Source organism: Plantibacter sp. Leaf1, from assembly GCF_001421315.1.
Lineage (GTDB): Bacteria > Actinomycetota > Actinomycetes > Actinomycetales > Microbacteriaceae > Plantibacter.
The window spans coordinates 445,615-470,013 of the sequence record NZ_LMJX01000003.1; the positions used below are offsets into that span (position 1 = coordinate 445,615).

At 68.4% G+C, this 24,399-nt stretch carries 26 protein-coding genes; 19 read left to right on the forward strand and 7 right to left on the reverse strand.

Annotated elements, in window-relative coordinates; all coding sequences use genetic code 11:
* Positions 1–38 precede the first annotated feature (38 nt).
* The gene (epsC, locus tag ASE44_RS15895) at positions 39–605 is read right to left on the reverse strand and encodes a serine O-acetyltransferase EpsC (RefSeq protein ID WP_056781800.1); all 567 of its coding nucleotides are present in this window, start codon (positions 603–605) and stop codon (positions 39–41) included.
* A 9-nt stretch (positions 606–614) separates the two neighbouring features.
* Positions 615–1,553: a cysteine synthase A gene (cysK, locus tag ASE44_RS15900; protein WP_056781801.1), complete on the reverse strand. Its 939-nt coding sequence runs from the start codon at positions 1,551–1,553 to the stop codon at positions 615–617.
* Between the two features lie 161 nt (positions 1,554–1,714).
* On the opposite strand from cysK, the gene prmC reads away from it, so the two are divergent.
* Positions 1,715–2,623 carry a peptide chain release factor N(5)-glutamine methyltransferase gene (gene prmC, locus ASE44_RS15905; RefSeq protein WP_056013403.1) on the forward strand — a complete coding sequence of 303 codons (909 nt, stop codon included), beginning with the start codon at positions 1,715–1,717 and terminating at the stop codon, positions 2,621–2,623.
* Positions 2,624–2,708: 85 nt separating this feature from the next.
* Here prmC and ASE44_RS15910 read toward each other — a convergent pair whose 3' ends face one another.
* Positions 2,709–3,347, reverse strand: a complete 639-nt coding sequence (locus ASE44_RS15910; protein WP_235522665.1) for an HAD-IA family hydrolase — start codon at positions 3,345–3,347, stop codon at positions 2,709–2,711.
* Between the two features lie 123 nt (positions 3,348–3,470).
* On the opposite strand from ASE44_RS15910, the gene ASE44_RS15915 reads away from it, so the two are divergent.
* The 16 genes from ASE44_RS15915 (at position 3,471) to ASE44_RS15990 (ending at position 18,447) form a co-directional block, all read left to right on the forward strand.
* A complete protein-coding gene (locus tag ASE44_RS15915) occupies positions 3,471–4,268 on the forward strand; it encodes a glycosyltransferase family 2 protein (protein ID WP_157580028.1) in 798 nt (265 codons plus the stop codon).
* Positions 4,265–5,242 (forward strand): NAD-dependent epimerase/dehydratase family protein, encoded by a 978-nt coding sequence (locus tag ASE44_RS15920; RefSeq protein WP_056781805.1) that lies wholly within the window; start codon positions 4,265–4,267, stop codon positions 5,240–5,242. The genes ASE44_RS15915 and ASE44_RS15920 overlap by 4 nt, the downstream gene beginning before the upstream one ends.
* 12 nt (positions 5,243–5,254) lie before the next feature.
* The gene (locus ASE44_RS15925) at positions 5,255–7,075 is read left to right on the forward strand and encodes a nucleoside-diphosphate sugar epimerase/dehydratase (protein ID WP_056781806.1); all 1,821 of its coding nucleotides are present in this window, start codon (positions 5,255–5,257) and stop codon (positions 7,073–7,075) included.
* Complete coding sequence (locus tag ASE44_RS15930) at positions 7,072–8,058, forward strand: glycosyltransferase family 4 protein (RefSeq protein ID WP_056781809.1); 987 nt, start codon at positions 7,072–7,074, stop codon at positions 8,056–8,058. The genes ASE44_RS15925 and ASE44_RS15930 overlap by 4 nt, the downstream gene beginning before the upstream one ends.
* Before the next feature lie 73 nt (positions 8,059–8,131).
* Positions 8,132–8,800: an L-threonylcarbamoyladenylate synthase gene (locus tag ASE44_RS15935; protein WP_056012447.1), complete on the forward strand. Its 669-nt coding sequence runs from the start codon at positions 8,132–8,134 to the stop codon at positions 8,798–8,800.
* A complete protein-coding gene (locus ASE44_RS15940) occupies positions 8,797–10,062 on the forward strand; it encodes an MraY family glycosyltransferase (RefSeq protein ID WP_082456153.1) in 1,266 nt (421 codons plus the stop codon). The genes ASE44_RS15935 and ASE44_RS15940 overlap by 4 nt, the downstream gene beginning before the upstream one ends.
* The gene (locus ASE44_RS15945) at positions 10,059–10,544 is read left to right on the forward strand and encodes a hypothetical protein (RefSeq protein WP_056012444.1); all 486 of its coding nucleotides are present in this window, start codon (positions 10,059–10,061) and stop codon (positions 10,542–10,544) included. The genes ASE44_RS15940 and ASE44_RS15945 overlap by 4 nt, the downstream gene beginning before the upstream one ends.
* A gap of 275 nt (positions 10,545–10,819) precedes the next feature.
* The gene (gene atpB / locus ASE44_RS15950) at positions 10,820–11,599 is read left to right on the forward strand and encodes a F0F1 ATP synthase subunit A (RefSeq protein WP_200921131.1); all 780 of its coding nucleotides are present in this window, start codon (positions 10,820–10,822) and stop codon (positions 11,597–11,599) included.
* A gap of 46 nt (positions 11,600–11,645) precedes the next feature.
* Positions 11,646–11,879 carry an ATP synthase F0 subunit C gene (gene atpE / locus ASE44_RS15955; RefSeq protein ID WP_056012441.1) on the forward strand — a complete coding sequence of 78 codons (234 nt, stop codon included), beginning with the start codon at positions 11,646–11,648 and terminating at the stop codon, positions 11,877–11,879.
* Positions 11,880–11,909: 30 nt separating this feature from the next.
* Positions 11,910–12,458 carry a F0F1 ATP synthase subunit B gene (locus ASE44_RS15960; protein WP_056012438.1) on the forward strand — a complete coding sequence of 183 codons (549 nt, stop codon included), beginning with the start codon at positions 11,910–11,912 and terminating at the stop codon, positions 12,456–12,458.
* Positions 12,458–13,255: a F0F1 ATP synthase subunit delta gene (locus ASE44_RS15965; protein WP_056012435.1), complete on the forward strand. Its 798-nt coding sequence runs from the start codon at positions 12,458–12,460 to the stop codon at positions 13,253–13,255. The genes ASE44_RS15960 and ASE44_RS15965 overlap by 1 nt, the downstream gene beginning before the upstream one ends.
* A 108-nt stretch (positions 13,256–13,363) precedes the next feature.
* Positions 13,364–14,992 carry a F0F1 ATP synthase subunit alpha gene (atpA, locus tag ASE44_RS15970; RefSeq protein WP_056012432.1) on the forward strand — a complete coding sequence of 543 codons (1,629 nt, stop codon included), beginning with the start codon at positions 13,364–13,366 and terminating at the stop codon, positions 14,990–14,992.
* A gap of 3 nt (positions 14,993–14,995) precedes the next feature.
* Positions 14,996–15,889: a F0F1 ATP synthase subunit gamma gene (locus ASE44_RS15975; protein WP_056012429.1), complete on the forward strand. Its 894-nt coding sequence runs from the start codon at positions 14,996–14,998 to the stop codon at positions 15,887–15,889.
* Between the two features lie 47 nt (positions 15,890–15,936).
* Complete coding sequence (gene atpD, locus ASE44_RS15980; RefSeq protein ID WP_056012426.1) at positions 15,937–17,403, forward strand: F0F1 ATP synthase subunit beta; 1,467 nt, start codon at positions 15,937–15,939, stop codon at positions 17,401–17,403.
* 2 nt (positions 17,404–17,405) lie between these two features.
* The gene (locus tag ASE44_RS15985; RefSeq protein WP_056012423.1) at positions 17,406–17,681 is read left to right on the forward strand and encodes a F0F1 ATP synthase subunit epsilon; all 276 of its coding nucleotides are present in this window, start codon (positions 17,406–17,408) and stop codon (positions 17,679–17,681) included.
* A gap of 4 nt (positions 17,682–17,685) precedes the next feature.
* Complete coding sequence (locus ASE44_RS15990; RefSeq protein WP_056781811.1) at positions 17,686–18,447, forward strand: YaaA family protein; 762 nt, start codon at positions 17,686–17,688, stop codon at positions 18,445–18,447.
* A 10-nt stretch (positions 18,448–18,457) separates the two neighbouring features.
* Here the strand turns inward: ASE44_RS15990 and ASE44_RS15995 are convergent, their stop codons facing one another.
* Both ASE44_RS15995 and ASE44_RS16000 read right to left on the reverse strand, forming a co-directional pair.
* Positions 18,458–19,045 (reverse strand): DNA-3-methyladenine glycosylase I, encoded by a 588-nt coding sequence (locus tag ASE44_RS15995; protein WP_056781812.1) that lies wholly within the window; start codon positions 19,043–19,045, stop codon positions 18,458–18,460.
* On the reverse strand, positions 19,042–19,629 hold the full coding sequence (locus tag ASE44_RS16000) for a methylated-DNA--[protein]-cysteine S-methyltransferase (protein WP_235522666.1): 588 nt from the start codon (positions 19,627–19,629) through the stop codon (positions 19,042–19,044). Before ASE44_RS16000 ends, ASE44_RS15995 begins: the two co-directional genes overlap by 4 nt.
* A gap of 109 nt (positions 19,630–19,738) precedes the next feature.
* Here ASE44_RS16000 and ASE44_RS16005 point away from each other — a divergent pair, with 109 nt between their 5' ends.
* A complete protein-coding gene (locus ASE44_RS16005) occupies positions 19,739–20,707 on the forward strand; it encodes an aldo/keto reductase (protein ID WP_056781814.1) in 969 nt (322 codons plus the stop codon).
* An 8-nt stretch (positions 20,708–20,715) separates the two neighbouring features.
* Here the strand turns inward: ASE44_RS16005 and ASE44_RS16010 are convergent, their stop codons facing one another.
* Together ASE44_RS16010 and ASE44_RS16015 are read right to left on the reverse strand one after the other, a co-directional pair.
* A complete protein-coding gene (locus ASE44_RS16010) occupies positions 20,716–22,473 on the reverse strand; it encodes a BCCT family transporter (protein WP_056012412.1) in 1,758 nt (585 codons plus the stop codon).
* A 115-nt stretch (positions 22,474–22,588) separates the two neighbouring features.
* Positions 22,589–23,164, reverse strand: coding sequence for a TspO/MBR family protein (locus ASE44_RS16015; protein ID WP_056781816.1), 576 nt, complete (start codon positions 23,162–23,164; stop codon positions 22,589–22,591).
* 172 nt (positions 23,165–23,336) lie between these two features.
* Between ASE44_RS16015 and ASE44_RS16020 the strand changes: the two genes are divergently transcribed.
* Positions 23,337–24,395, forward strand: a complete 1,059-nt coding sequence (locus tag ASE44_RS16020; protein WP_056781817.1) for a glycoside hydrolase family 6 protein — start codon at positions 23,337–23,339, stop codon at positions 24,393–24,395.
* The last annotated feature ends 4 nt before the right edge of the window (positions 24,396–24,399 follow it).

Consider the following 24,399-nt stretch of genomic DNA (forward strand, 5'->3'; position numbering starts at 1 on the left):
GTCGGGCGCCGGGGGAGGAGCCGGACGGCTCGGCGTGATCAGATGTGGTACTCGGGGTCGAGGAGCGCGAGGCCGTGCGCCCCGCTGCCGCGCGGGCGTTCGACCGCCGGCACACCGAGCAGCAGGCTGCGCGGTGGGCAGGCCTTGGTGACGACCGCGTTCGCGCCGACGATGGTCTCGGCTCCGATGCGGATCGGCCCGAGGATCTTCGCCCCCGCTCCGACGGCGACCCCGTCGCCGATGGTGGGGTGCCGTTTGCCGGATCCGCGGCTCTTCCCGCCGAGGGTGACGCCGTGGTAGATCATGACGTCGTCGCCGATCTCGGCGGTCTCGCCGATGACGACGCCCATGCCGTGGTCGATGAAGAACCGCCGACCGATGCGGGCGCCCGGGTGGATCTCCACCCCGGTGAGGAATCGGGCGAACTGCGAACCGAAGCGGGCGAGGCTCCGGAAGCCGCGGCGCCACAGACGATGGTTCACCCGGTGTGCCCACACGGCGTGCAGCCCGGCGTAGCTGAGGGCGATCTCGACGCTGCCGCGCGCTGCCGGATCGTGGGCTCGTGCCGCACCGATGTCCTCGCGGACCCGCGACAGCATTCCCATGGGTCGAGCCTACTCGCGGAGGTCGTCGTACATCGCCGTCGACAGGTAGCGCTCGCCGGCGTCGGGGATGATCACCACGATGGTCTTGCCGGCCATCTCCGGTCGGCGACCCACTTCGAGCGCCGCCCAGACGGCGGCGCCCGCGGACATCCCGCCGATGATGCCGTCGTCCGTGGCGAGGCGTCGCGCCGTCGCGTAAGCGACGTCGGTCTCGACCGGGACGACCTCGCTGAACAGCGACGTGTCGAGGATGTCGGGGACGAAGTTCGGACCGATGCCCTGGATCTTGTGCCCGCCGGCTCGGCCCTCGCTCAGCAGCGGGGAGTCGGAGGGTTCCACCGCGATGATCCGGACGTCGGGGTTGTGTTCGCGGAGCCACTGACCGACACCGGTGATCGTCCCACCCGTGCCGATGCCGGCGACGAAGGCGTCGACGGTCCCGCCCGTGTCCTCCCAGATCTCCGGAGCGGTCGTGCGGCGGTGGATGGCCGGGTTGGCCTCGTTCTCGAACTGGCGGACCCAGACGGCGCCCGGCGTCTCGTCGACGATGCGCTGCGCCTCCTGGACGGCGTTCGCCATGCCCTTCGTGGGATCGGTGAGGACGAGCTCCGCCCCGTAGGCCCGGAGGAGCATGCGGCGCTCCTTGCTCATGGACGCGGGCATCGCGAGGATGACCCGGTACCCGCGCGCCGCTCCGACGAGGGCGAGGGCGATACCGGTGTTGCCGCTCGTCGACTCGACGATGGTGCCGCCTGGCTGCAACTGCCCGGAAGCTTCCGCCGCGTCGACGAGGGCGATGCCCAGGCGGTCCTTCACACTCGACCCCGGGTTGTAGAACTCGAGCTTCGCGAGCACGGTCGCCCCGACGCCCTCGGCGATCCGGTTGAGACGCACGAGCGGGGTGCGCCCGTAGGCCTTCGTGATGTCGGTGTAGACGGTGCCTGCCACGGTGTACCTCTTCCTCGTACGGGGTCGGTTCAGCCTACGTCGTGGGCGACGGCGCTCCTCCTGTGTGACGTGGAGCCGGACGGCCGACGGCCACGACGAGGCTGTGAGGTAGGCTCGGTGCGGCCCATCCGACCAGGCCCACCCCACAGATGACCTCGCTCATGCCCAGCACACCTCCCGCCGTCCCCGCCGACAGCCCGTCCGGCGGTCACCCAGCGACCGTCGACCTCGCGCGCCAGCACGCCGTCGAGATCCTCACCCGGGCCGCGGTCCCGTCGCCCGACGTCGACGCCGAGCTGCTGCTCGGTCACGTGCTCGGACTCGGCCGTGGCGCCGTCCAGGCCGCGGCCATCACCGGCCGCGTCCTCGACGCCGAGGAGCGCACGGTGTTCGCGGAGCTCGTCGAACGTCGCGCGGCACGCGAGCCGTTGCAGCACATCACCGGGCGGGCGGCGTTCCGTTCCATGGAGCTCGCGGTCGGCCCGGGCGTCTTCGTCCCGAGGCCCGAGACGGAGTCCGTCGTCCAGTTCGCGATCGACGCGCTCCGGGCCGTCCCGATTCCGCGTCCCATCGGCGTCGACCTCGGCACCGGGAGTGGCGCCATCGCGCTCGCCATGGCCACCGAGGTCCCGAACGCCGCGATCTACGCGACCGAGAACTCGGTCGAGGCGTTCATCTGGGCCAAGCAGAACTTCGCCGAGTCGGCCACCGACAACGCGACGGTCGTGTTCGAGCACCTGGCCGACGCCTTCCACGAGCTCGACGGCATGGTGGACGTCGTGATCTCGAACCCGCCGTACGTCCCCGACGATGCGATCCCGCGCGATCCGGAGGTCCGGTTCCACGATCCCTCCGCCGCCCTGTACGGCGGTCCGGACGGTCTCGACGTCGTCCGACAGGTCTCCACGACGGCCAAGCGCCTGCTCCATCGCGGCGGCACGCTCATCATCGAGCACGGAGAACTCCAGGGGCAGGCGATCCGCGAGCTCCTCACGGCCGACGGCTGGAACGCCGCTGCGACGCACCGCGACCTCACCACGCGCGACCGCACCACCATCGCGATCCGCTGACCCGGCTCTCGCGACCTCCGGTCCCTGAGCCGCTTCCGGTCTCCGAGCCGCTTCCGGTCCCTGAGCCTGTCGAAGGGCGGCAGGGTCAGGGTGTGGCGGCCACGAAGGCGTCGACCGCCGCGTCGAGTCCCGCGATGTCGAACGTGCCCGAAGCGTCCTTCGTGAGGTGGAAGGCGTGCATGCCGACAGCGGTGGCCCCCGCGCAGTTCGCTGCGGAGTCGTCGATGAGAATCGCCCGCTCCGGCGCCACGCCGTAGCGGCTGAGGGCCCTCGTGTAGATCCGCGGTTCGGGTTTCTCGGCACCGAGCACGGCGGACACGAGGTCGTTCTCGCCGAGGAGGGCGGCCGCCTCCGGTGCCAGCTGTGCGAAGGAGTCGCGGAACGGGATCGGGTTGTTCGACAGGAGCGAGACGGTCCCGAGGGAGGCGGCTCGTCGGAGGGTCGCGAGCGCACCGGGGACCGGCGTCATGGCCGCCGCCCTCGCCTCCCGCCACTCGTCGAGGGAGAGCGGGTACCCGGTCACCTCGGCGAACACGGCCAAGTAGTCGTCGCTCGTCGGGTATTCGCCGATGTTGGCTGCCGCCTCGTGGCCGCCGACCCACCACTGCTTGGCCAGGCGGTACTGGCTGACACCCGTCAGGCGGGCGAGCGCGGGGAGGCGCTTCCGGAAGTCGTAGTCGTACAGGGTCTTGTCGCAGTCGAAGAAGAACACACGCTCTGGCACCTCTCCAGTATGCGGCCCGCGGCTCCCGGGCCACGACCGGGCAGCACGTAGACTGACGACGCGCGCCGGGCCCACGTCCGTCGTGTCTCGGTGGTGCCGTCCCGCTGCCGGAGAGGGTGGACCGTGGACCGTCCAGTGACCGGGTGCATCGTCATGTACCAGAACGATCGCGACAAACTGCGTGCGGCCATCCGTTCGACGCTCGGGAGCCCCCTCGTCGAGACGCTGTACCTCGTGGACAACTCCCCGACGGACGAGTTGCGCGACCTCGCGGACGACCCGCGCATCGAGTACCTGCACAACCCGTCGAACCCGGGGTTCGGCGCCGCCCACAACATCGCCATCGCCAAGGTCCTCGGGCGCTCGAAGTTCCACATGGTCGTCAACCCGGACGTCTACTTCGAGCCGTCGGCGATCGAGGAACTCTACGAGTTCATGCTCGAGCACCCCGAGGTCGGCCATGTCATGCCCAAGGTGCTGTACCCGGACGGGTCGCTCCAGTACCTGGTGAAGCGCAACCCCTCCGTCTTCGACCTGTTCGCCCGACGATTCCTCCCCGGGCCGCTGAAGCCGCTGGTCGCGAAGCGCATGGCCAGGTACGAGTACCGCGACATCGACGAGAACCCGGCGCACGACTACGACAAGACCATGTTCGACGTCCCGTACCTCTCCGGCTGCTTCATGTTCCTGCGCACCTCGACCCTGCACCGCGTCGGCTTCTTCGACGAACGCATCTTCATGTACATCGAGGACGCCGACCTGACGCGTCGCTTCCTCCAGGTGTCCCGCACCGCGTACTACCCGGGGGCGACGATCCACCATCACTTCGCGAAGGGGTCCCATCACAACCGGAAACTCATGTGGTACTCGATCCAGGGAGCCTTCGTGTACTTCCGCACGTGGGGGTGGTTCGGCCGATGAGCCGCGTACTCGTGACCGGTGCGACCGGCTTCATCGGGACGAACCTCGTCCCCGTCCTCGAAGACGCGGGCCACGAGGTCGTGCCGTTCTCCCTGCGCGGATGGACGGGGGAGCCCTTCCCGGCCGGCATCGACGCCGTCGTCCACCTCGCCGGCAAAGCACACGACCTCGACGGCACGGCCGGACCCGAGGTGTACCGCCGTATCAACACGGACCTCGCCGAGCGCGCCTACGTCGCGTTCCTCGCCTCGAACGCGTCCACGTTCATCCAGTTGAGCAGTGTCGCAGCGGTGAACGAGACGAGCGTGGAGGGTGTGCTGGACGAGTCGGCGGAACCCCGCCCGACGACCCCGTACGGCCTGTCCAAGCTTGCGGCCGAGCGTCTGCTGCTCGCGGTCGACCCCCCGGCGGGGCGTCGGACGATCGTCCTCCGCCCGACGATGGTCCACGGCCCGGGGGACAAGGGGAACCTCCGCCTGCTGTTCGGGCTGCTGTCCCGAGGCATCCCGTACCCACTCGACGCCTTCCGCAACGCGCGCAGCTTCGTGTCCATCCAGAACCTCGCGTGGGCGATCAGGAGCATCATCGAGACGCCTGCGGTGCCGACCGGGGTCTACCTCGTCGCGGACGACGAACCCGTCTCGACGGGCCACCTCGTCACCCTCATCAGCGAGGTCACCGGTCGCCGGGTCAGACGCCTCGCGCTGCCACCCGCACTCGTGCGACTCGCAGCCGCCGTGGGGGACCGCGTCCCTGTGGTGCCCCTCAACACCGCTCGCCTGGGCAAGCTCACCCAGGACTACCGGGTCTCCGGCGCCCGTCTGCTCGCCGCGCTCGGCAGCGACCGCATGCCGGTGGCCACCGACGACGGCCTCCGGGCCTCGATCGCGGCGCTCGCCGCGGAGCGTGCACGCCCAGGCGACCCCGCCGACGCGCAGCCCGTCCGCAGCCAACGCGAAGCCGACGATCGGTAGGATTGACAGGTTATGACCCCCACTCTCCCCGACGCCCCCCGTAGATGGACACAGGCGCCCGGACCCCGCTTCGCGGCGAAGACGGCCCTCGACGCACTGTGCTGGGTCCTCGCCATCGTGGTGGCCCAGCTGGTCCGCTTCGAACTCGAGTACGAGCGGGTCGCCCTCGTCGGCACCGTCGCCCTGTGCGTCATCGCGGTGGTCGCCCAGCTCGTGGTGGCCTACCTGTGGAGCTACTACCACGGGCTCCACAGTTTCGGCAGTTTCTACGAGGCGAAACAACTGATCGTCGTCGCCCTGATCGTCACGGCGATCCTCGTCGCCGTCAACGCCGTGTTCGGTGTCGCCTGGGGGGTCCCGCGGTCGACCACGGTCATCGCCTTCCCGTTCGCGATCGTGTTCATGGGTATCACCCGGTACGTGAAGCGGCTCTTCGTCGATAGCCGCAGCCGCCCGATCGAGGCGCAGCGGGTCCTCGTCTACGGGGCCGGCGCGCTCGGCATGTCGATCATCCCGCGCCTCATGCGCGACCCGCAGTCGCCGTACCTGCCCGTCGGCGTCATCGACGACGACCCGTCGAAACGCAACTTCCGGATCGCCTCCGTGGCCGTCGTCGGCACCGGCGCCGACCTCGTCGCGGCGGTCAAGCGCACCGGAGCGCAGGCGATCATCATCAGCATCGCGGACGTCGACAACGACTTCATCCGCCAGGTCAGCGAGCGGGCCGACGAGGCCCGCCTCCGCGTCCTGGTGGTCCCGCCCATCGACACCATGCTCGCGCCGGGCACCGCCGAGAGCGCGCCGAGCCTCCGCGACCTGAACGTCGAGGACTTCATCGGCCGCAACACGGTCGACCTGCAGGTGGAGAGCATCGCCGGGTACCTGACGGGCAAGCGCGTCCTCGTCACCGGTGCTGGCGGGTCGATCGGCTCGGAGATCGCACGGCAGGTCAACCAGTTCGGACCGGCCGAGCTCGTCCTCCTCGACCGCGACGAGACGGGTCTCCACACCACCCAGCTCTCGATCTCCGGGCACGGGCTGCTCGACACGAAGGAGGTCGTGCTCGCCGACATCCGCGACTTCCCCTCCCTCCTGGAGGTCTTCGAGGACCGCCGCCCGGACGTCGTGTTCCACGCGGCGGCGCTGAAGCACGCGCCCATGCTGGAGCAGTATCCGGACGAGGCGTGGAAGAACAACGTGCTCGGCACGCTGAACGTGTTGAACGCCGCGAGGGCCGTCGGCGTCGGCACCTTCGTGAACATCTCCACCGACAAGGCGGCGAACCCCACGACCGTCCTCGGGTACAGCAAGCGCATCGCCGAGAAGCTCACCGCCTGGATGAGCGCACAGGAGACCGACTCCCGCTACCTGTCCGTGCGGTTCGGCAACGTGATCGGGAGCCGCGGCTCCGCGATCCCCGCGTTCACCGCGCAGATCGAGGCCGGCGGGCCCGTGACGGTCACGCACCCCGACGTCACCCGGTTCTTCATGACGATCCCAGAGGCGTCGAAGCTCGTCATCCAGGCCGGCGCCATCGGCGACCCGGGAGAGGTCCTCATCCTCGACATGGGGCGACCGGTCCGCATCCTCGACGTCGCGAAGCGCATGATCGCCGCGTCCGGGAAGGACGTCGAGATCGTGTACACCGGACTCCGCCACGGCGAGAAGCTGCACGAGGTCCTCATCGACACCGATGAGATCGCCGACCGTTCGAAGCACCCGAAGGTCTCGCACACGCGCATCCAACCGCTGGATCCGGCCATGCTCGACATCGCGGTCTGGCGAGAGGCGATCTCCGAGGACTGCGTCGAGACGCACCACCTGGTGCAATGACCGCTGCCGTGCTGGCGGGGGTCGTCGCGCTCGTCGTGAGTCTGCTGTCGCAACTCGTCATCCGCCCGATCCTCATCCACCGTTCGGTCGTCGACACTCCGAACCACCGTTCGATGCACGTCACGCCCACCATCCGTGGCGGCGGCATCGGCGTGGCGATCGCCGTCGCGGTCGGCCTCGGTACGGCTGCCGTGGTCTTCCAGAGCCTGCCGCTCTGGATCGTCGCCGGCATCTCGGTGCTCAACGCGGCGATCGGTGCCGTCGAGGACGTCCGCGGGCTCCCGGTCCGGGTCCGGTTCGGCCTGCAGGTGGTCCTCGGGCTGCTCGCCACGTGGGTGCTCGTCGTGTCCATGTCGGCGTCGTTCTGGTGGATCCCCCTCGGCATCGTCGCCCTCGTCGCGTATACGAACATCGCGAACTTCATGGATGGCGTGAACGGCATCTCCTCGTTGCACGGCACGGTGGTCGGCGGGTTCTACGCCGGCCTCGGCGCGGCGGCCGGGCTGCCGGGGGTGACCGCGGCCGGTCTCGTCGTGGCGGCCGCGTTCCTCGGATTCCTGCCCTGGAACCTGGCGAAGCGACGCATGTTCCTCGGCGACGTCGGCAGTTACCTGCTCGGTGGATCCCTCGTCGCGGTCGCCGTCTACGCGGCCTTCAGCGGGGTGTCCTTCATCGCGCTGATCGGACCGGTACTCGTCTACGTGGCGGACACCGGGACGACGATCATCGCGCGCTGGCGTCTGGGGGAGCCGCTCCACGAAGCGCACCGCAGCCACGTCTACCAGCGTCTCGCCGCTGGTGGCCTCGGGCACCTCGGTTCCGCGGCCGTCGTCAGTGTCGCGACGCTCGCGACCGGCCTCCTCGGGGTCGTCGTGGCGACGGCGGCGTTCCCCTTCCAGGTGCTCGCCGTGCTCGGGATCCTGCTCGTCCTCGCCGCCTACCTGGGCTCCCCTCGACTGCTCGGCCGGCGCCCGAGGCTATGATTGAGCGTCGTCACCCCGATCATCCGGCCGTCTGATCACTGATCGGCGGCCCCGCCCAGCCAGGACCACGCTCATGTCGCAGACCTTCGATTGCCAGGATCACGCGCAGTTGCTCGCCGGGATGCGCCTGGCCCGGACGGCCCTGGCACGCGGTGAACTCGTCGTGCTGCCGACCGACACGGTCTACGGCCTGGCGGCCGATGCGTTCTCGCCGACCGCCGTCCAGCGCCTGCTCGACGCCAAGGGGCGCACCCGTCAGTCCCCGCCGCCGGTCCTCGTCTCCGGCGTGAACACGCTCGAGGCGCTGGCGGCGTCCGTCCCCGACGCCGTGCACCGGCTCGTCGAGGCGTTCTGGCCTGGCGGTCTGACGATCGTGCTCGAAGCCCAGCCGTCGCTCGCCTGGGACCTCGGGGAGACCGCCGGGACGGTCGCGCTCCGCATGCCGTCGAACCCGGTGACCCTCGAACTGCTCCAGGACACGGGCCCACTGGCGGTCTCCTCGGCCAACCTCACCGGCAGACCGGCCGCGACGTCCGCTGCGGCCGCGCTCGAGATGCTCGGCGACTCGGTGTCCGTATACCTCGACGGCGGTGCCGGCGGGGAGGTGTCGTCCACCATCGTCGACGCCACGAGGCTCGGCACCGCCGACGAACGGCTCGTCGTCCTGCGCGACGGCGCCGTGTCCCGCGAGGCGATCCGGGACGTGGTGGGGGAGCTCCTGCCAGACCTCAGCGAGCGATGAACCAGTTCTCCGGGTACCTCATCGTGCTCGTCGTGAGCGCTGGCATCACGTTCGGCTTCGCGCACCTCGCACGACGCGTCGGGGTCAAGTACGGTCTGCACCCGCCGATCCGCGAGCGCGACGTCCACCAGACGCCGACGCCCCGCCTCGGTGGCGTCGCGATGTTCATCGGGATCCTCATCGCGTTCGGTGTCGCCTGGCAGCTCCCGTTCTTCGACCTCGTGTTCGCGGACCCGGAGCCCGTCCTCGCCATCCTCGGTGCGGCCCTCTTCATCGTGGGCATCGGGGTCGCGGACGACCTGTGGGACCTCGACTGGATGATCAAACTGGCCGCGCAGTTCATGGCGGCCGGACTGGTCGCCTGGCTCGGTGTGCAGATCTACTCGCTGCCGATCGGCGGGCTGACCGTCGGCTCCTCCTGGGTGTCCTTCTCGATGACGGTCTTCGCGATCGTCCTCGTCATGAACGCGATCAACTTCGTCGACGGCCTCGACGGCCTCGTCGCGGGCGTCGCGATCATCGCCAACACGGTGTTCTTCGTCTACACCCAGTTGCTCGTGACCTCGACGGGGGCGAGCGACTACTTCAACCTCGCCTCGCTGATCGCGGCCATCCTCGTCGGAGCCTGCCTCGGGTTCCTCCCACTCAACTGGCACCCGGCGCGGTTGTTCATGGGGGATGCCGGAGCGCTCCTCGTCGGACTGCTCATGGCGACCTCGGCTGCCGCCGTCACCGGGCAGGTCGACCCGGCCGCCCTGGGGCGTACCCAGCTGCTCCCGGCGTTCATCCCGATCCTGCTGCCGTTCGCGATCCTGGTCGTGCCGCTCGCGGACTTCGTCCTGGCCGTGCTCAGACGCCTCCGGGCCGGGAAGTCACCGTTCAGCGCCGACCGGATGCACCTCCACCACCGCCTCTTGGACCTCGGACACAGCCAGGTGCACGCCGTGCTCATCTTCTACGGGTGGACGGTCGTCATCTCCGTCGGCTGTCTCGCGTTCTTCGCGGTCCCGTCCTGGATGGCGCTGCTGTTCGTCACCGTGGGCGTCCTCACGTGCACCGTGTTCACCCTGTTGCCCCTCGGTCGCCGCCGGCGGGCCGACCGTCTCGCCCAGCGAGCGGCATCGGACGCTGACGGGGCTCCCGGGTCGGCGCTGTACGATCGCCTCGACGAGGCCTCCGTTCAGCGCGACCCCGAGGCGCCCGTGAGCGGCGACACCCTCGACACCCTCGACTCTCTCGCCAAGAAGGACCAGCACCCATGACTCCTCCCGCCAAGGCCGGCTCGCATTCGAGCGCCAACCGGGTCTTCAGCACGGCCCTCAAGTACAGCGCGTTGCTCGCGCTCGTCATCGCGGTGGTCGGGGGAGTGGTCGGGTGGAGCGTCGACGGGACCCGCGGGCTCACGAGCGCGCTCATCGGCACGGCCATGGCCCTCGTCTTCCTCGGCATCACCTCGGTGAGCATCCTCTTCGCGAACCGCTGGTCAGGACAGGAGTTCTTCGTCGGCATCCTGTTCGGGGTGGTGATGGGCAGCTGGCTGGTGAAGTTCGTCCTGTTCCTCGTCCTCGGCTTCATCCTGAAGGACCAGCCGTGGGTCAATCCGCCGATCCTCTTCGGCAGCGTCATCGTCGGCGTCGTCGGATCGCTCGTCATCGACGCGGTCGTGGCCGCGAAGGTGCGCGTGCCGTACGTCTCGGACAGCATCCTCCCGAAGGCGCCGCCGCACGACGCCGATCAGGGCTGAACACCGCACGCGGGTGGCATCCGCCGTCAGCATGCCGGAAGCGGCATCCGCGTCCCAGGCCCGAGCCCCGCTCGGAATATAGCCGTGGAATACCACCCCTGGGTTCGTCGGGGGCCGGTTTCCTTGCTAGACTCGTCAACGAATCCTCCCACTAGCACCGCTTCGGCGTGCGGCGAGGAGACATCCCCCCTGTTCGTCGCCGCGAGAGCTCTGCTCCACGCCCCCGAAACTGGAGATACGTGCTGTTCGCTAACGCCGTGCATCTGATCGCACCGATGGCCACCGATGACGGTGGATTCCATGGTCCGACGATCAACGAGTTCTTCCCTGACATCATCTTCTTCGAGGGCACGCCCTTCGCGATCAACCGGGTCATCCTGATCCGCTTCATCGCGGTGATCGCGCTCCTGCTGTTCTTCTGGCTGTCGACGCGCAAGATGCGCCTCGTCCCCGGCCGGGCGCAGAGCCTGGCCGAGATGGGCCTGGGCTTCGTCCGCGTCAACATCGCCGAGGACCTCCTGGGCAAGAAGGACGGCCTGCGGTTCCTGCCGATCCTGACGACCATCTTCTTCATGGTGCTCGCCATGAACCTGACGGGCATCATCCCGTTCCTGAACCTGGCCGGCAGCTCGGTCATCGGCGTCCCGCTCGTGCTGGCGCTCGTGTCGTACGTCACCTTCATCTATGCCGGCGTCAAGAAGAGCCCGGGCAAGTTCTTCAAGAACTCCCTCTTCCCCTCCGGGGTCCCGTGGCCGGTCTACATCATCGTCACGCCGATCGAGCTCATCTCGACCTTCGTGATCCGGCCCCTCACGCTGACGCTCCGACTCCTCATGAACATGATCGTCGGGCACCTGCTGCTGGTCCTGTTCTTCGCGGCGACCCAGTTCTTCCTCTTCACCGCCGGCGGCTGGTTCGCCCTCATGGGTGTCGGAACCCTGGCCTTCGGCCTGGCCTTCACTCTCTTCGAGCTCCTGGTGGCCGTCCTCCAGGCCTACGTCTTCACCCTCCTCACCGCGGTCTACATCCAGCTCGCGGTCGCAGAAGAGCACTAATCGAGCCCGGCACCCGCCAGGTCTCACCCAACGGAAGGAAACAAACGTGGACGCAACTACCGTTCTCGCCGCCCTTGAAGGAAACATCGCGACGGTCGGTTACGGTCTCGCAGCCATCGGCCCCGCCATCGGTGTGGGTATCGTCGTCGGTAAGACGATCGAAGGCACCGCGCGTCAGCCCGAGCTGGGTGGTCGTCTCCAGGTCCTCATGTGGATCGGTATCGCCTTCACCGAGGCGCTCGCCTTCATCGGCATCGCGACCTACTTCATCTTCCAGTAAGCCCCCTTTCACAACTCCGAAGGAGGCAAGATGTCTCACGCAGTGATCACCGCTGCTGAAGAGGCGGCCAAGAACCCGCTGATTCCAGAGTGGTACGACATCATCTGGTCTGCGGTCGTCTTCGTCATCATCCTCGGTTTCTTCTGGAAGCTGATCCTGCCGAAGGTGCAGAAGCTCCTCGACGACCGCGCAGCGGCCATCGAGGGCAACATCGCCAAGGCTGACGAGGCCCAGAAGCAGGCCGAGGCCGCGCTCGAGCAGTACAACGCTCAGCTCGCCGAAGCCCGCCAGGAAGCCGGACGCATCCGCGAGCAGGCTCGTGTCGAGGGTCAGACGATCCTCGCCGAGCTCAAGGAGCAGGCGACCGTCGAGGCAGCTCGCGTCACCGCCAGCGCCCAGGCGCAGATCGAAGCCGAGCGTCAGGCGGCCGTCGTGTCGCTCCGTGCCGAGGTCGGCACGCTCGCGCTCGACCTCGCCAGCGGCGTCATCGGCGAGACGCTGAACGACGACGCGAAGGCAACGGCCGTCGTCGACCGGTTCCTCGCGGACCTCGAAGCGTCGGAGAAGGCAGCCAAGTAATGGGAAGCGCGACCAGAGAAGCACTCGCCTCGTCGAAGGAGGCCCTCGTCGCCCTCGGCGCCGGGGCCGATCTGGCCACCGCGGACGGTCTGTTCGCAGCCGGCCGGGCCATCGGCGGTTCGAGCCACCTGAGCGCTGCGCTCAGCGACCCGGCGGCCGACGCCGACGCCAAGCGCGTCGTCGTCGACCGCATCTTCGGTGGTCAGCTCGGCGCTCAGGCGCTCGGGCTGCTCCAGACGGTCGTCTCAGCACGGTGGTCCAGTGAGCAGGACCTGCTCGCCGGCATCGAGGAACTCGGTCTCCGGGCGGCTTCGGTCTCCGCAGGCGCGCAGGGCGACATCGAGGCGGAGCTGTTCGAGTTCGGCAAGCTCGTCTCGAGCAACCACGAGCTCGAGCTCGCGCTCAGCAGCAAGCTCGGATCGGCCGAGGCCAAGGGTGCCCTCGCGGCATCCCTGCTCGCAGGCCATGCGAGCCCGCAGACCGTCAGCATCGTCGGTCAGCTCGTGCAGCAGCCCCGCGGTCGGCGTATCGGAGAGCTGCTCCGCTACGCCGCAGGCATCGTCGCCGACCAGCAGGGCCTTGCGGTCGCCACGGTCACGGCTGCCGCACCGATCGAGGCGTCGCAGTTGCAGCGCCTCGAACGCCACCTCGCCACGGCCTACGGCCGTCAGGTGAAGATCAACCAGGTGATCGACCCCGCCGTCGTCGGCGGACTGCGCGTGCAGCTCGGGGACGACGTCATCGACGGCAGCCTCGCTGCCCGACTGAACGACCTCCGTCTGCAACTGGCCCGATAGGGCCTGCGCAGCGCGGGGACCGACCCGACGGTCTCCACAACTCAAGACGTTGATCCTGACGGATCGCACCTCTCGGAACCCCCGGGTTCCACAACCAAAAGGAACATGATGGCAGAACTCACGATCAGCCCAGACGAGATCCGGGATGCTCTCAAGGACTTCGTCAAGGCCTACGAGCCCGGCGCAGCCGCGGCGACCGAGGTCGGACGCGTGATCGACGCCGCCGATGGCATCGCCCACGTCGAGGGGCTCCCGGGCGCCATGGCGAACGAGCTCCTCCGGTTCGCGAACGGCACGCTCGGCCTGGCGCTCAACCTCGACGAGCACGAGATCGGCGTCGTCGTCCTCGGTGAGTTCGATGAGATCGTCGAGGGCATGGACGTCACCCGCACGGGCGAGGTCCTCTCGGTCCCCGTCGGCGACGGCTACCTCGGTCGTGTCGTCGACACGCTCGGCAACCCGATCGACGGCCTCGGCGAGATCGCCAGCACCGGCCGCCGCGCCCTCGAGCTCCAGGCTCCGGGCGTCATGCAGCGCAAGTCGGTGCACGAGCCGCTCCAGACCGGCATCAAGGCGATCGACGCCATGATCCCGGTCGGCCGTGGCCAGCGTCAGCTGATCATCGGTGACCGCCAGACCGGCAAGACCGCGATCGCGATCGACACCATCATCAACCAGAAGGCCAACTGGGACTCCGGCGACGTCAACAAGCAGGTTCGCTGCATCTACGTCGCCATCGGTCAGAAGGGCTCGACCATCGCCTCCGTCAAGGGCGCGCTGGAAGAGGCCGGAGCGCTCGAGTACACGACGATCGTCGCCTCGCCCGCGTCCGACCCGGCCGGCTTCAAGTACCTCGCTCCGTACACCGGTTCGGCCATCGGCCAGCACTGGATGTACGAGGGCAAGCACGTCCTCATCATCTTCGATGACCTGTCGAAGCAGGCCGAGGCCTACCGTGCCGTCTCCCTCCTCCTCCGTCGTCCGCCGGGACGCGAGGCCTACCCGGGTGACGTCTTCTACCTGCACTCCCGTCTGCTGGAGCGTTGCGCGAAGCTGTCCGACGAGCTCGGCGCCGGTTCGATGACGGGTCTGCCCATCATCGAGACCAAGGCGAACGACGTCTCGGCGTACATCCCGACCAACGTGATCTCGATCACCGACGGCCAGATCTTCCTGCAGTCGGACCTCTTCAACTCCAACCAGCGCCCCGCGGTCGACGTCGGTATCTCCGTCTCGCGTGTCGGTGGAGACGCACAGGTCAAGAGCATCAAGAAGGTCTCGGGAACGCTGAAGCTCGAGCTCGCGCAGTACCGCTCGCTCGAGGCGTTCGCGATGTTCGCCTCCGACCTCGACGCGGCCAGCCGTCGTCAGCTCGCTCGCGGTGCTCGCCTCACCGAGCTGCTCAAGCAGCCGCAGTACTCGCCGTACCCCGTCGAGGAGCAGGTCGTGTCGATCTGGGCCGGAACCAAGGGCAAGCTGGACGACGTCCCAGTCGAGGATGTGCTCCGCTTCGAGCGTGAACTGCTCGACTACCTGGGTCGCAACACCGAGGTGCTCACCACGCTGCGCGACACCAACGTGCTCGACGACGACACCGTCTCGAAGCTCGATGCCGCTGTCGACCAGTTCAAGCTCGAGTTCCAGACGGGCGAGGGCGCTGCCCTCGGTTCGGAGCAGGTCGAGGAGCTCCCGGTTGAAGACGTCAACCAGGAGAAGATCGTGAAGGGTCGCCGCTAGTCCATGGGCGCTCAACTCCGGGTCTACACGCAGAAGATCAAGTCTGCGCAGACGACCAAGAAGATCACGAAGGCGATGGAGCTCATCGCCGCGTCGCGCATCCAGAAGGCGCAGGCGCGGGTGGCGGCGTCCGGGCCCTACTCTCGTGCGATCACTCGTGCCGTGTCGGCCGTCGCGACGTACTCCAACGTCGACCACGTGCTGACCACCGAGCCCGAGCGGGTTGAGCGGGCCGCGGTCGTCGTGTTCGCGTCCGACCGAGGCCTCGCGGGTGCCTTCAACTCCCAGGTGCTGCGCGAAGCGGCGGAACTGACCGAGCTCCTCCGGAGCCAGGGCAAGGACGTCACGCACTACCTCGTGGGTCGTAAGGCCGTCGCGTACTTCACGTTCCGCCGGATGCAGGCTGCCGGCCAGTGGGTGGGCAACACCGAGAACCCCGACTTCGCCACGGCACAGGAGATCAGCGAGTCCATCCTCAAGGCGTTCCTCACGGACGCCTCGGAGGGCGGGGTCGACGAGATCCACATCGTCTACAACCGCTTGGTGAGCATGATGACGCAGACCCCCGAGGTCGTCCGTCTCCTGCCGCTCGAGGTCGTCGAGGGTGTCGAAGAGCCGACCGACACCGCGGTGCTGCCGCTCTACGAGTTCGAACCGGATGCGGAGAGCGTCCTCGACGCGCTCCTCCCGAACTACATCGAGAGCCGGATCTTCAACGCGCTGCTGCAGTCCTCCGCCGCGAAGCACGCCGCGACGCAGAAGGCGATGAAGTCGGCCAGCGACAACGCCGACAAGCTCATCACCGACTACACCCGCCTCCGAAACAACGCGAGGCAGGCCGAGATCACCCAGCAGATTTCCGAAATCGTTGGCGGCGCAGACGCGCTCTCGTCCTAGTCATCGCAACACGCACACGTATCTGTAGAGACAGAGAAGAGAAGAACATGACTCCCACCGCAACTGCCGAGCAGGGCGCTGCAGAGGTGAAGGCCGGCGCCGTCGGTCGCATCTCCCGCGTCACCGGCCCGGTCGTCGACATCGAGTTCCCGCACGACGCGATCCCGGGCATCTACAACGCCCTGAAGACCAGCGTCGTCATCGGCGAGCAGACGATGGTCCTGACCCTCGAGGTCGCACAGCACCTCGGCGACGACCTCGTCCGCGCCATCGCGCTGAACCCGACCGACGGCCTCGTCCGCGGTCAGGAGGTCACCGACACGGGTTCCCCCATCACGGTGCCCGTCGGCGACGTCACCAAGGGCAAGGTCTTCAATGTCATCGGCGACGTGCTCAACGCCGAGCCCGGCGAGCAGATCGAGATCACCGAGCGCTGGCCGATCCACCGTCAGCCCCCGCCCTTCGACCAGCTCGAGTCGAAGACCCAGCTGTTCGAGACCGGCATCAAGGTCATCGACCTCCTGACGCCGTACGTCCTCGGTGGCAAGATCGGTCTCTTCGGTGGTGCAGGTGTCGGTAAGACGGTCCTCATCCAGGAGATGATCCAGCGTGTCGCGCAGGACCACGGTGGTGTGTCAGTGTTCGCCGGTGTCGGCGAGCGCACCCGTGAGGGCAACGACCTCATCCACGAGATGGAAGAGGCCGGCGTCTTCGAGAAGACGGCCCTCGTGTTCGGCCAGATGGACGAGCCGCCGGGAACGCGTCTTCGCGTCGCGCTGTCGGCTCTGACCATGGCGGAGTACTTCCGCGATGTGCAGAAGCAGGACGTGCTGCTCTTCATCGACAACATCTTCCGCTTCACGCAGGCCGGTTCCGAGGTGTCGACGCTGCTCGGTCGCATGCCGTCCGCGGTGGGCTACCAGCCGAACCTCGCCGACGAGATGGGCCTCCTCCAGGAGCGCATCACCTCGACGCGCGGTCACTCGATCACCTCGCTGCAGGCGATCTACGTCCCCGCCGACGACTACACCGACCCGGCTCCCGCGACGACCTTCGCGCACCTCGACGCCACGACCGAGCTCTCCCGTGAGATCGCGTCGAAGGGTCTGTACCCCGCGGTGGACCCGCTGACCTCGACCAGCCGTATCCTCGACCCCCGCTACCTGGGTGCCGACCACTACCGCGTGGCGACGACGGTCAAGCAGATCCTCCAGAAGAACAAGGAACTCCAGGAGATCATCGCGATCCTCGGTGTCGACGAGCTCTCCGAAGAGGACAAGATCACGGTGTCGCGTGCGCGCCGCATCCAGCAGTTCCTCTCGCAGAACACCTACATGGCGAAGAAGTTCACGGGTGTCGAGGGATCGACCGTCCCGCTGAAGGACACGATCGAGTCCTTCGACGCGATCGCCAAGGGTGAGTTCGACCACGTGGCCGAGCAGGCGTTCTTCAACGTCGGTTCGATCACCGACGTCGAAGAGAAGTGGGCTCAGATCCAGAAGGAGAACGGCTGATCATGGCCGCGACTCCTCTGACCGTGAGCGTCGTCGCAGCCGACCACGAAGTGTGGTCGGGTGCGGCGCGCCAGCTGATCGCGAAGACCGTCGACGGCGAGATCGGTATCCTCCCCGGACACGAGCCGATGCTGGCCATCCTCGCTGCCGGTGAAGTCCGTGTCACCCTCGACGACGGTTCCAAGATCGTCGCGAACGCGGAAGACGGTTTCCTGTCGGTCGAGAACAACACCGTCACCGTCGTGGCCGGCAACGCCACGCTCGTGACCCGCTCCTGAACCGGTGCTGATCCTCCTTCCCCCTTCGGAGACGAAGCGGGACGGCGGCGACGGACCAGCCCTGGACACCGCCTTGCTGCGGTTTCCAGGGCTTTCGTCGTCCCGGAACGATGTCGTCGGAGCCGTGGTGTCGCTCGCTGCCGATGAGGCCGCGACGGTGAAGGCCCTGAAGCTCGGCCCCAAACAGCTCGGCGAGGTCCAGCGCAACCGCGTGGCCGCGACGTCCGCGACGATGCCGGCGATCGACCGGTACACGGGGGTGCTGTTCGACGCGCTCGATGCAGCCACGCTCTCCGTGGACGCGAGACGCTTCGCTGCTGCGCACCTGGTGGTGCACTCGGCGTTGCTCGGCCCGGTCGGCGCGCTCGATTCCATTCCGGCGTACCGGCTCTCCCACGACTCCAGGCTCCCCGGGTTCGTCCTGAAACGTCACTGGGCGGTGCCGGTCGCGCGCGAGCTGGACGCCGTCCCGGGTGTCCTGCTGGACCTGCGCTCGGAAGGCTACGCGGCGCTCGGGCCGTTGCCGGATCGCGACGGTGCCGTGTACCTGCGTGTGCTCACGGTCGGCGACGATGGCCGCCGTCGCGCGCTCAACCACTTCAACAAGCAGGGCAAGGGCCGGTTCGCCCGCGAGCTGTTGGAGGCCGGTGTCGACCACCCTGATGTCGGCTCGTTGCTCGACTGGGCGCGATCGTCCGGATGGGTGCTCGACGTCCACGCGCGTGCCGCCGACGGTCGGGTGACCGAGCTCGCCCTCGTCGTCTGACCCCTCCGGATCAGGGAGCACTCTCGGAGCGCCAGCAGCCGACGAGGTGGTCGTCGACGAGGCCGCCGGACTGCATGAGGGCGTACATCGTCGTCGGGCCCACGAACCGGTAGCCGCGCTTCCGCAGGTGGGCGCTGAGCGCGGTGGATTCCGGCGTGATCGCCGGGACGTCGCTCCACTGTGCGAACCGCATCGGACGAGGAGGTGGAGCGAAGCTCCAGAGGAGCTCGTCCAGGTCGTCGCCCAGCTCGAGGGCGGTGCGGGCATTGCCGATGACCGCGTTGATCTTCCCGCGGTGCCGGATGATCCGGGCGTCCTCGAGCAGCATCTCGACATCCGCCTCCGTCATGGCTGCGACAGCCTCGAGGTCGAAGTCGTGGAACCGCTCGCGGAACGCGGGCCGCTTCCGCAGGATCGTGATCCACGACAGGCCCGCTTGGAACCCCTCGAGGCTGATCTTCTCGAAGACCTGCCGTTGGCCGTGCAGCGGGACGCCCCACTCCTCGTCGTGGTACCGCTGGTATTCCGGATCGGTGCCGGCCCAGGCGCACCGGGGGAGTCCGTCGGTTCCGACGACGAGGGATGCTGAGCCGGTCATCGGCGGTACAGGATCCCTTCGTGGTCGAGGAGCCACCGTTTGGTCGGCGGCCCGTCACCGCCAGAATAGCCGGTGACGACGCCCCCGGTGCCGAGCACCCGATGGCAGGGGATGAGGAGGGCGATGGTGTTCGCCCGGACCGCCTGTCCGGCGGCGCGTCCACCGCCGGGGGCGCCGGCGGCTGCAGCCAGGGCCCCGTAGCCGGTGGTGGTTCCGAAGCCCACCCCGCGGAGCGCGGACCAGACCGATTCCTGGAACGGTGTGCCCGTCGCGGCGATCGGCACGTCGAACACCGTCCGGTGACCGCGGAAGTACTCGTCGAGCTGCTCGACGGCCTCCAGGATGACTTCGGTGGGTCGTTCGTCCGAACCGTCGAGTGGGAGCCGCCCATCCTGCTCGAAGCGGACGGCGGAGACCGCCCCGTCGACGGATCGGATCTCCAGCCGTCCGACAGGAGTCGGCATGCGCAGGAACCCGTGGTCGGCGCGGCCGGGTGTCCCGGCGGGGGAGGTGACGGTCGCCGTGATGGGAACGGTTGCCGTGATCGGGACGGTCGCGGTGGTGGGGACGAGGTGTGGAGTCATGGGCCGAGCGTACGAAGGTCACACTGCGGCCGTCGGGGGAGCCGTCTCCTCCTCGGGATTCGGCCGGCGTGGGGCGCCTGTGGAGCGGCGTCGGACTAGCCTGGAGACCATGTCTGCTCTCAGCTATCGTCCGCTCGGTCGCAGCGGCCTCATCGTCTCCGCCGTCGGTATCGGCTGCAACAACTTCGGGCGGCCCGGCACCGTCACCGAGACCCAGGAGGGGACCACGGCCGTGGTCGACGCGGCCATCGATGCCGGCGTGAACCTGTTCGACACGGCCGACATCTACGGTCGCGAGTACGGACTGAGCGAGGAACTGCTCGGACGGGCGTTGGCCGGCCGGCGGGACGAGGTCGTCCTCGCGTCCAAGTTCGGCCACGCGGACTACGAGAGTCCGATCCCGAACTGGGGCTCCAAGGGGTCGCGCCGCTACCTGCGACTCGCGGTCGAGGGCTCGCTCCGCCGGCTCGGTACCGAGTGGATCGACCTCTACCAGATGCACACGCCCGACCCGCTGACGCCCATCGAGGAGACGATCGCCGCCCTCGACGAACTCGTCCACGAGGGCAAGATCCGCTACTACGGACATTCCAATTTCGCCGGCTGGCAGGTGACCGAGGCGCACTGGGCGGCGACCTCGGCCGGTCACCCCGCCTTCGTCTCCGCCCAGAACGAGTACAGCCTGCTCGTCCGCGCGGCCGAACGTGAGGTGTTCCCCGCGATGCGAGCGGCAGGCGTCGGCTTCCTGCCCTACTTCCCGCTCTCGAACGGCTTGTTCACGGGGAAGTTCTCGCGCGACGGCGGGCCGGCCGAGAGCCGGATCATGCGCCAGCGCAAGCACATCCTGGACCAGGCGCCCTGGGACGCGATCGAGGCCTACCAGGCGTTCTGCGACGAGCGCGGCATCAGCATGCTCGAAGCGACGTTCGGGTGGCTGCTCGCGCGCGACGGACTGACGAGCGTCATCGCCGGAGCGACGACGCCCACACAGATCCGCGCGAACGCCGCCGCTGGTTCTGCGTGGTCACCGACGGACGAGGAGACGGCCTGGATCTCCGACCGGTTCCCGCTCGACTGAGCGTCGCGTCAGCGCCCGGAATCCGGACGGTCCGACTCCGCTGACGTCGACGCATCGGTCGCCGGTGGTGCGTCGGGCGAAGCCAGTTGCCGGAGGTCGAGCTGAGCGGTCATCGTCCCGAGATGCTCGGTGACCTGCTCCGTCACCTGGTCGGACACCTGCCCGCTGAGGTCGGCGGAGACGCTCTCCGTGAGTTCCGCCGCGAACAGACGGCGCTTGGCCCGCTGCTCCCGGCGGACCTCGATGCCGAACGCCTTGAACGACGAGACGCACATCAGGATGATCACGATGCTGAAGGGCAGTGCCGTGATGATCGCCGCCGTCTGCATGGAGGCGAGACCGCCCGCGATCAGCAGGGAGATCGCCAGCAGGCTCGTCACGAGCGCCCAGGCGATCCGCACCCGGTTCCGCGGCTCGGTGCCACCGGTCGTGAGCATCCCCATGACGAGGGAACCCGAGTCCGCGGAGGTCACGAAGAACAGCAGGATGAGGAGCAGGGCGCCGACGGTCGCGATGGAGCCGCCCGGAAGGCCGGCCAGCATGTTGAACAGTGCGGTGTTGAGGTCGACCGGCCCGTCGGAGCCGCTGAAGTCCCGCCCCTCGAGCGACTGCATGATGGCGGTGCCACCGAGCACGGCGAACCAGAGGAAGGTCACGAGGGTCGGGACGAGCAGGACCCCGAGGACGAACTGCCGCACGGTGCGGCCCTTGGAGATCCGGGCGATGAACACGCCGACGAACGGCGCCCAGGACATCCACCAGCCCCAGTAGAAGGTCGTCCACGACGACTGCCAGGCCTCACCCGCGGCACCCTGGTAGGCGGAGACGTTGAACGTCAGTCCGACGACGTTCTGCAGGTACGCGCCCATGGACTGGACCCACTCGCGGAGGAGGAACAGCGTCGGACCGGCGAACAGGACGAAGAACAGCAGCAGGCCGGCCAGGATGAGGTTCGTGTTCGAGAGCCACTTCATGCCCTTGTGCACGCCGGAGACGAGCGAGAAGATCGTGACGCCGGTGATCACCAGGATGAGGATGACCTGGGTGAGGATGTTCGGCTCGGCGATGCCCGTGTACCCGAGTCCGGCCGAGATCTGCAGGACACCGAGCCCGAGGGAGGTCGCGACACCGAAGACCGTGCCGATGACGGCGATGGTGTCGATCGCGTTGCCCCAGCCGCCCTGGACGCGCTTGCCGAGGAGCGGCTCGATGGCCCAACGGATCGACATCGGACGTCCCTTGCGGTGGACGGCGTAGGCCAGCGCGACGCCGACGACCGCGTAGATCGACCAGGCGTGCAGCCCCCAGTGCAGGTACGTCTGGCTCATCGCCTGCTGCGCCAGGGACTGCTGCGAACCGACGACGCCAGGCCGCGGCTCCAGGAAGTGCGTGAGCGGCTCACCGACCCCGTAGAAGACGAGCCCGATGCCCATGCCGGCGGCGAAGAGCATCGAGAACCAGGACATCAGCGAGAACTCCGGCTCGTCGTCGTCCTTGCCGAGCTTGATGTCGCCGAACTTCGAGACCGCGAAGACGATCGCCACGATCACGAACGCGGCCACGAGGAGGACGTAGTACCACCCGAGGCCGCCGATGATCCCCGACTGGATGGACCCGAAAACCGACTCGGCCTGTTCGGGGAGCAGGATCGAGAACAGTGCGACGCCGAGGATGACGACGAGGGCGGGCCCGAGCACCCAGGGGATGACCTTCGTCGGCGCCTTCGCGGTGGCCGCGTCGGAGGTGGGGATGGTCTTGGTGCTCACTGATGCGCTCCTCGGGCCGTGCGGACGACCCTGCGTCGTCCCGCCCACCAAGGGTAGGGAGCGGCGGCGATCCGGACAACGTTGCGACGAAGGCCCGGGTGTGCTGTGCCGTCGGTCAGCTGTTCAGTGCCGCGAGTGACCAGTTGAGGGTCGTGGCGAAGAGCAACCACGCCCAGTAGGGGATGAGGAGCACGGCGGCGACCCGCGAGACCTCCCAGAAGGCGAACATGGTCGCGAGGACGGCGAGGTCGAGCGCGAGGATGATGACGAGGGCGACCCACAGGGCCGGCGCGCCGATGAACGGGTACAGCCCGAAGAAGCACGGGGTCCAGAGGGCGTTGAGCACCAGCTGGACGATGTACAGGACGAGCGCCCGGCTCGCGCCGTCGCTCAGCTCGGGCGTCCCATCCCGTCGTCGTCGCCAGACCAACCATGCGGCCACCGCGATCATCGTGTACAGCACCGCCCACACGGGACCGAAGATCCAGTTCGGCGGGTTCCAGGCCGCCTTGTCGGCGTCGGCGTACCAACCGTCGATCTGCTCCATGGTGGTGAGCGAGCCGAACGCTGCGACCGCGAACGCGATCAGGAGGAAGCAGAGGAGCGCGAGCGCGGAACGCCACGCCGGATCGGTGCGCCTCGGGCCGATGGATCGGACGTCCGGTGACGTCGGTGCTGTCGACTCGGACATCGTGCCTCCTGGTGTCGGGCGAGGGGTGGGAACCGCACGTCGAGCCTAGGACGGGGCGCGCATCGTCCGCACCCCTTGCGTGCGACCCCCGCTCGGGGGACGGATTCGGGCGAATCGGCACCGTGCGACCGGAATGTCGGGCAGAATTGCGGATGACCATGCTGGAGGATCCGTGCCGAGAACGCCCCGCGACCGACGTCGCACCCGCACGGCCGTCGCCCTCGGCGTCGTCGCCGTCCTCCTTGCCGGAGGAGCCCTCGCGGTGTCGATCGTGAGCCGCGTCCCGAGTGCCGCAGCAGGCCCGTTCGACGGCGCACAGTTGTACGTCGATCCCACCTCACTGGCCGCCCGTGCAGCTGCGGAGGCGGGCCTGGCGTCTCAGGATCCGACGTCTTCCGCCACCACCGGGACGAGTGGCGGCTCGAACGGTGATCCTTCGGACACGGCACAGCAGCGCGCGGCAGCGGCTCGGCTGGCGACTGAACCGACGGCGATCTGGCTCGTGCCTGAGCGGTACCCGATGGGCACGGTCGAGGAGACGGTGTCGGACATCGTCCGCTCGGCCGAGCGCGCAGGCGCGATGCCGGTCTTCACCGTCTACGGCGTTCCCGAGCGCGACTGCGGCAACGAGTCCGCCGGTGGCCTCTCGAGTGACGACTATCAGGACTGGGTGGCGGAGATCGTCGCGGCCGTCGCCGACCATCGGGTGGCGATCGTCCTCGAGCCGGACGCGGTCGCCCTCGCACCCGACTGCGGCGACCGGACCGCCCGCATGCAGCAGCTCAGTGCCGCGACGAAGCAATTCGCGGCAGCGTCTGTGCCCGTGTATCTCGACGGCGGGCACTCCGACTGGCGACCGCCGTCGGAGATGGCCGGACTCCTCAAGGAGGCCGGCGTGGCCGACGCGACGGGCTTCGCGACCAACGTCTCGAACTACAACGCGACCGAGGACGAGATCGCCTATGCCGAGGAGCTGAGCGGACTGCTCGACGGTGCGCACTACGTCATCGACACCTCGCGGAACGGGAGCGGATCGAACGGCGAATGGTGCAACCCGTCAGGTCGGACGGTCGGGCAGCAACCGCTCACGGCGCAGGCCGAGCACCTCGACGCGAACCTGTGGGTGAAAGCCCCCGGCGAGAGCGACGGGGCATGCAACGGTGGCCCCCTTGCTGGGGTATGGTGGCCGGAGCAGGCCGTGCAACTGGCCAAGGGATTCAGCGCGTGGTGAGCCG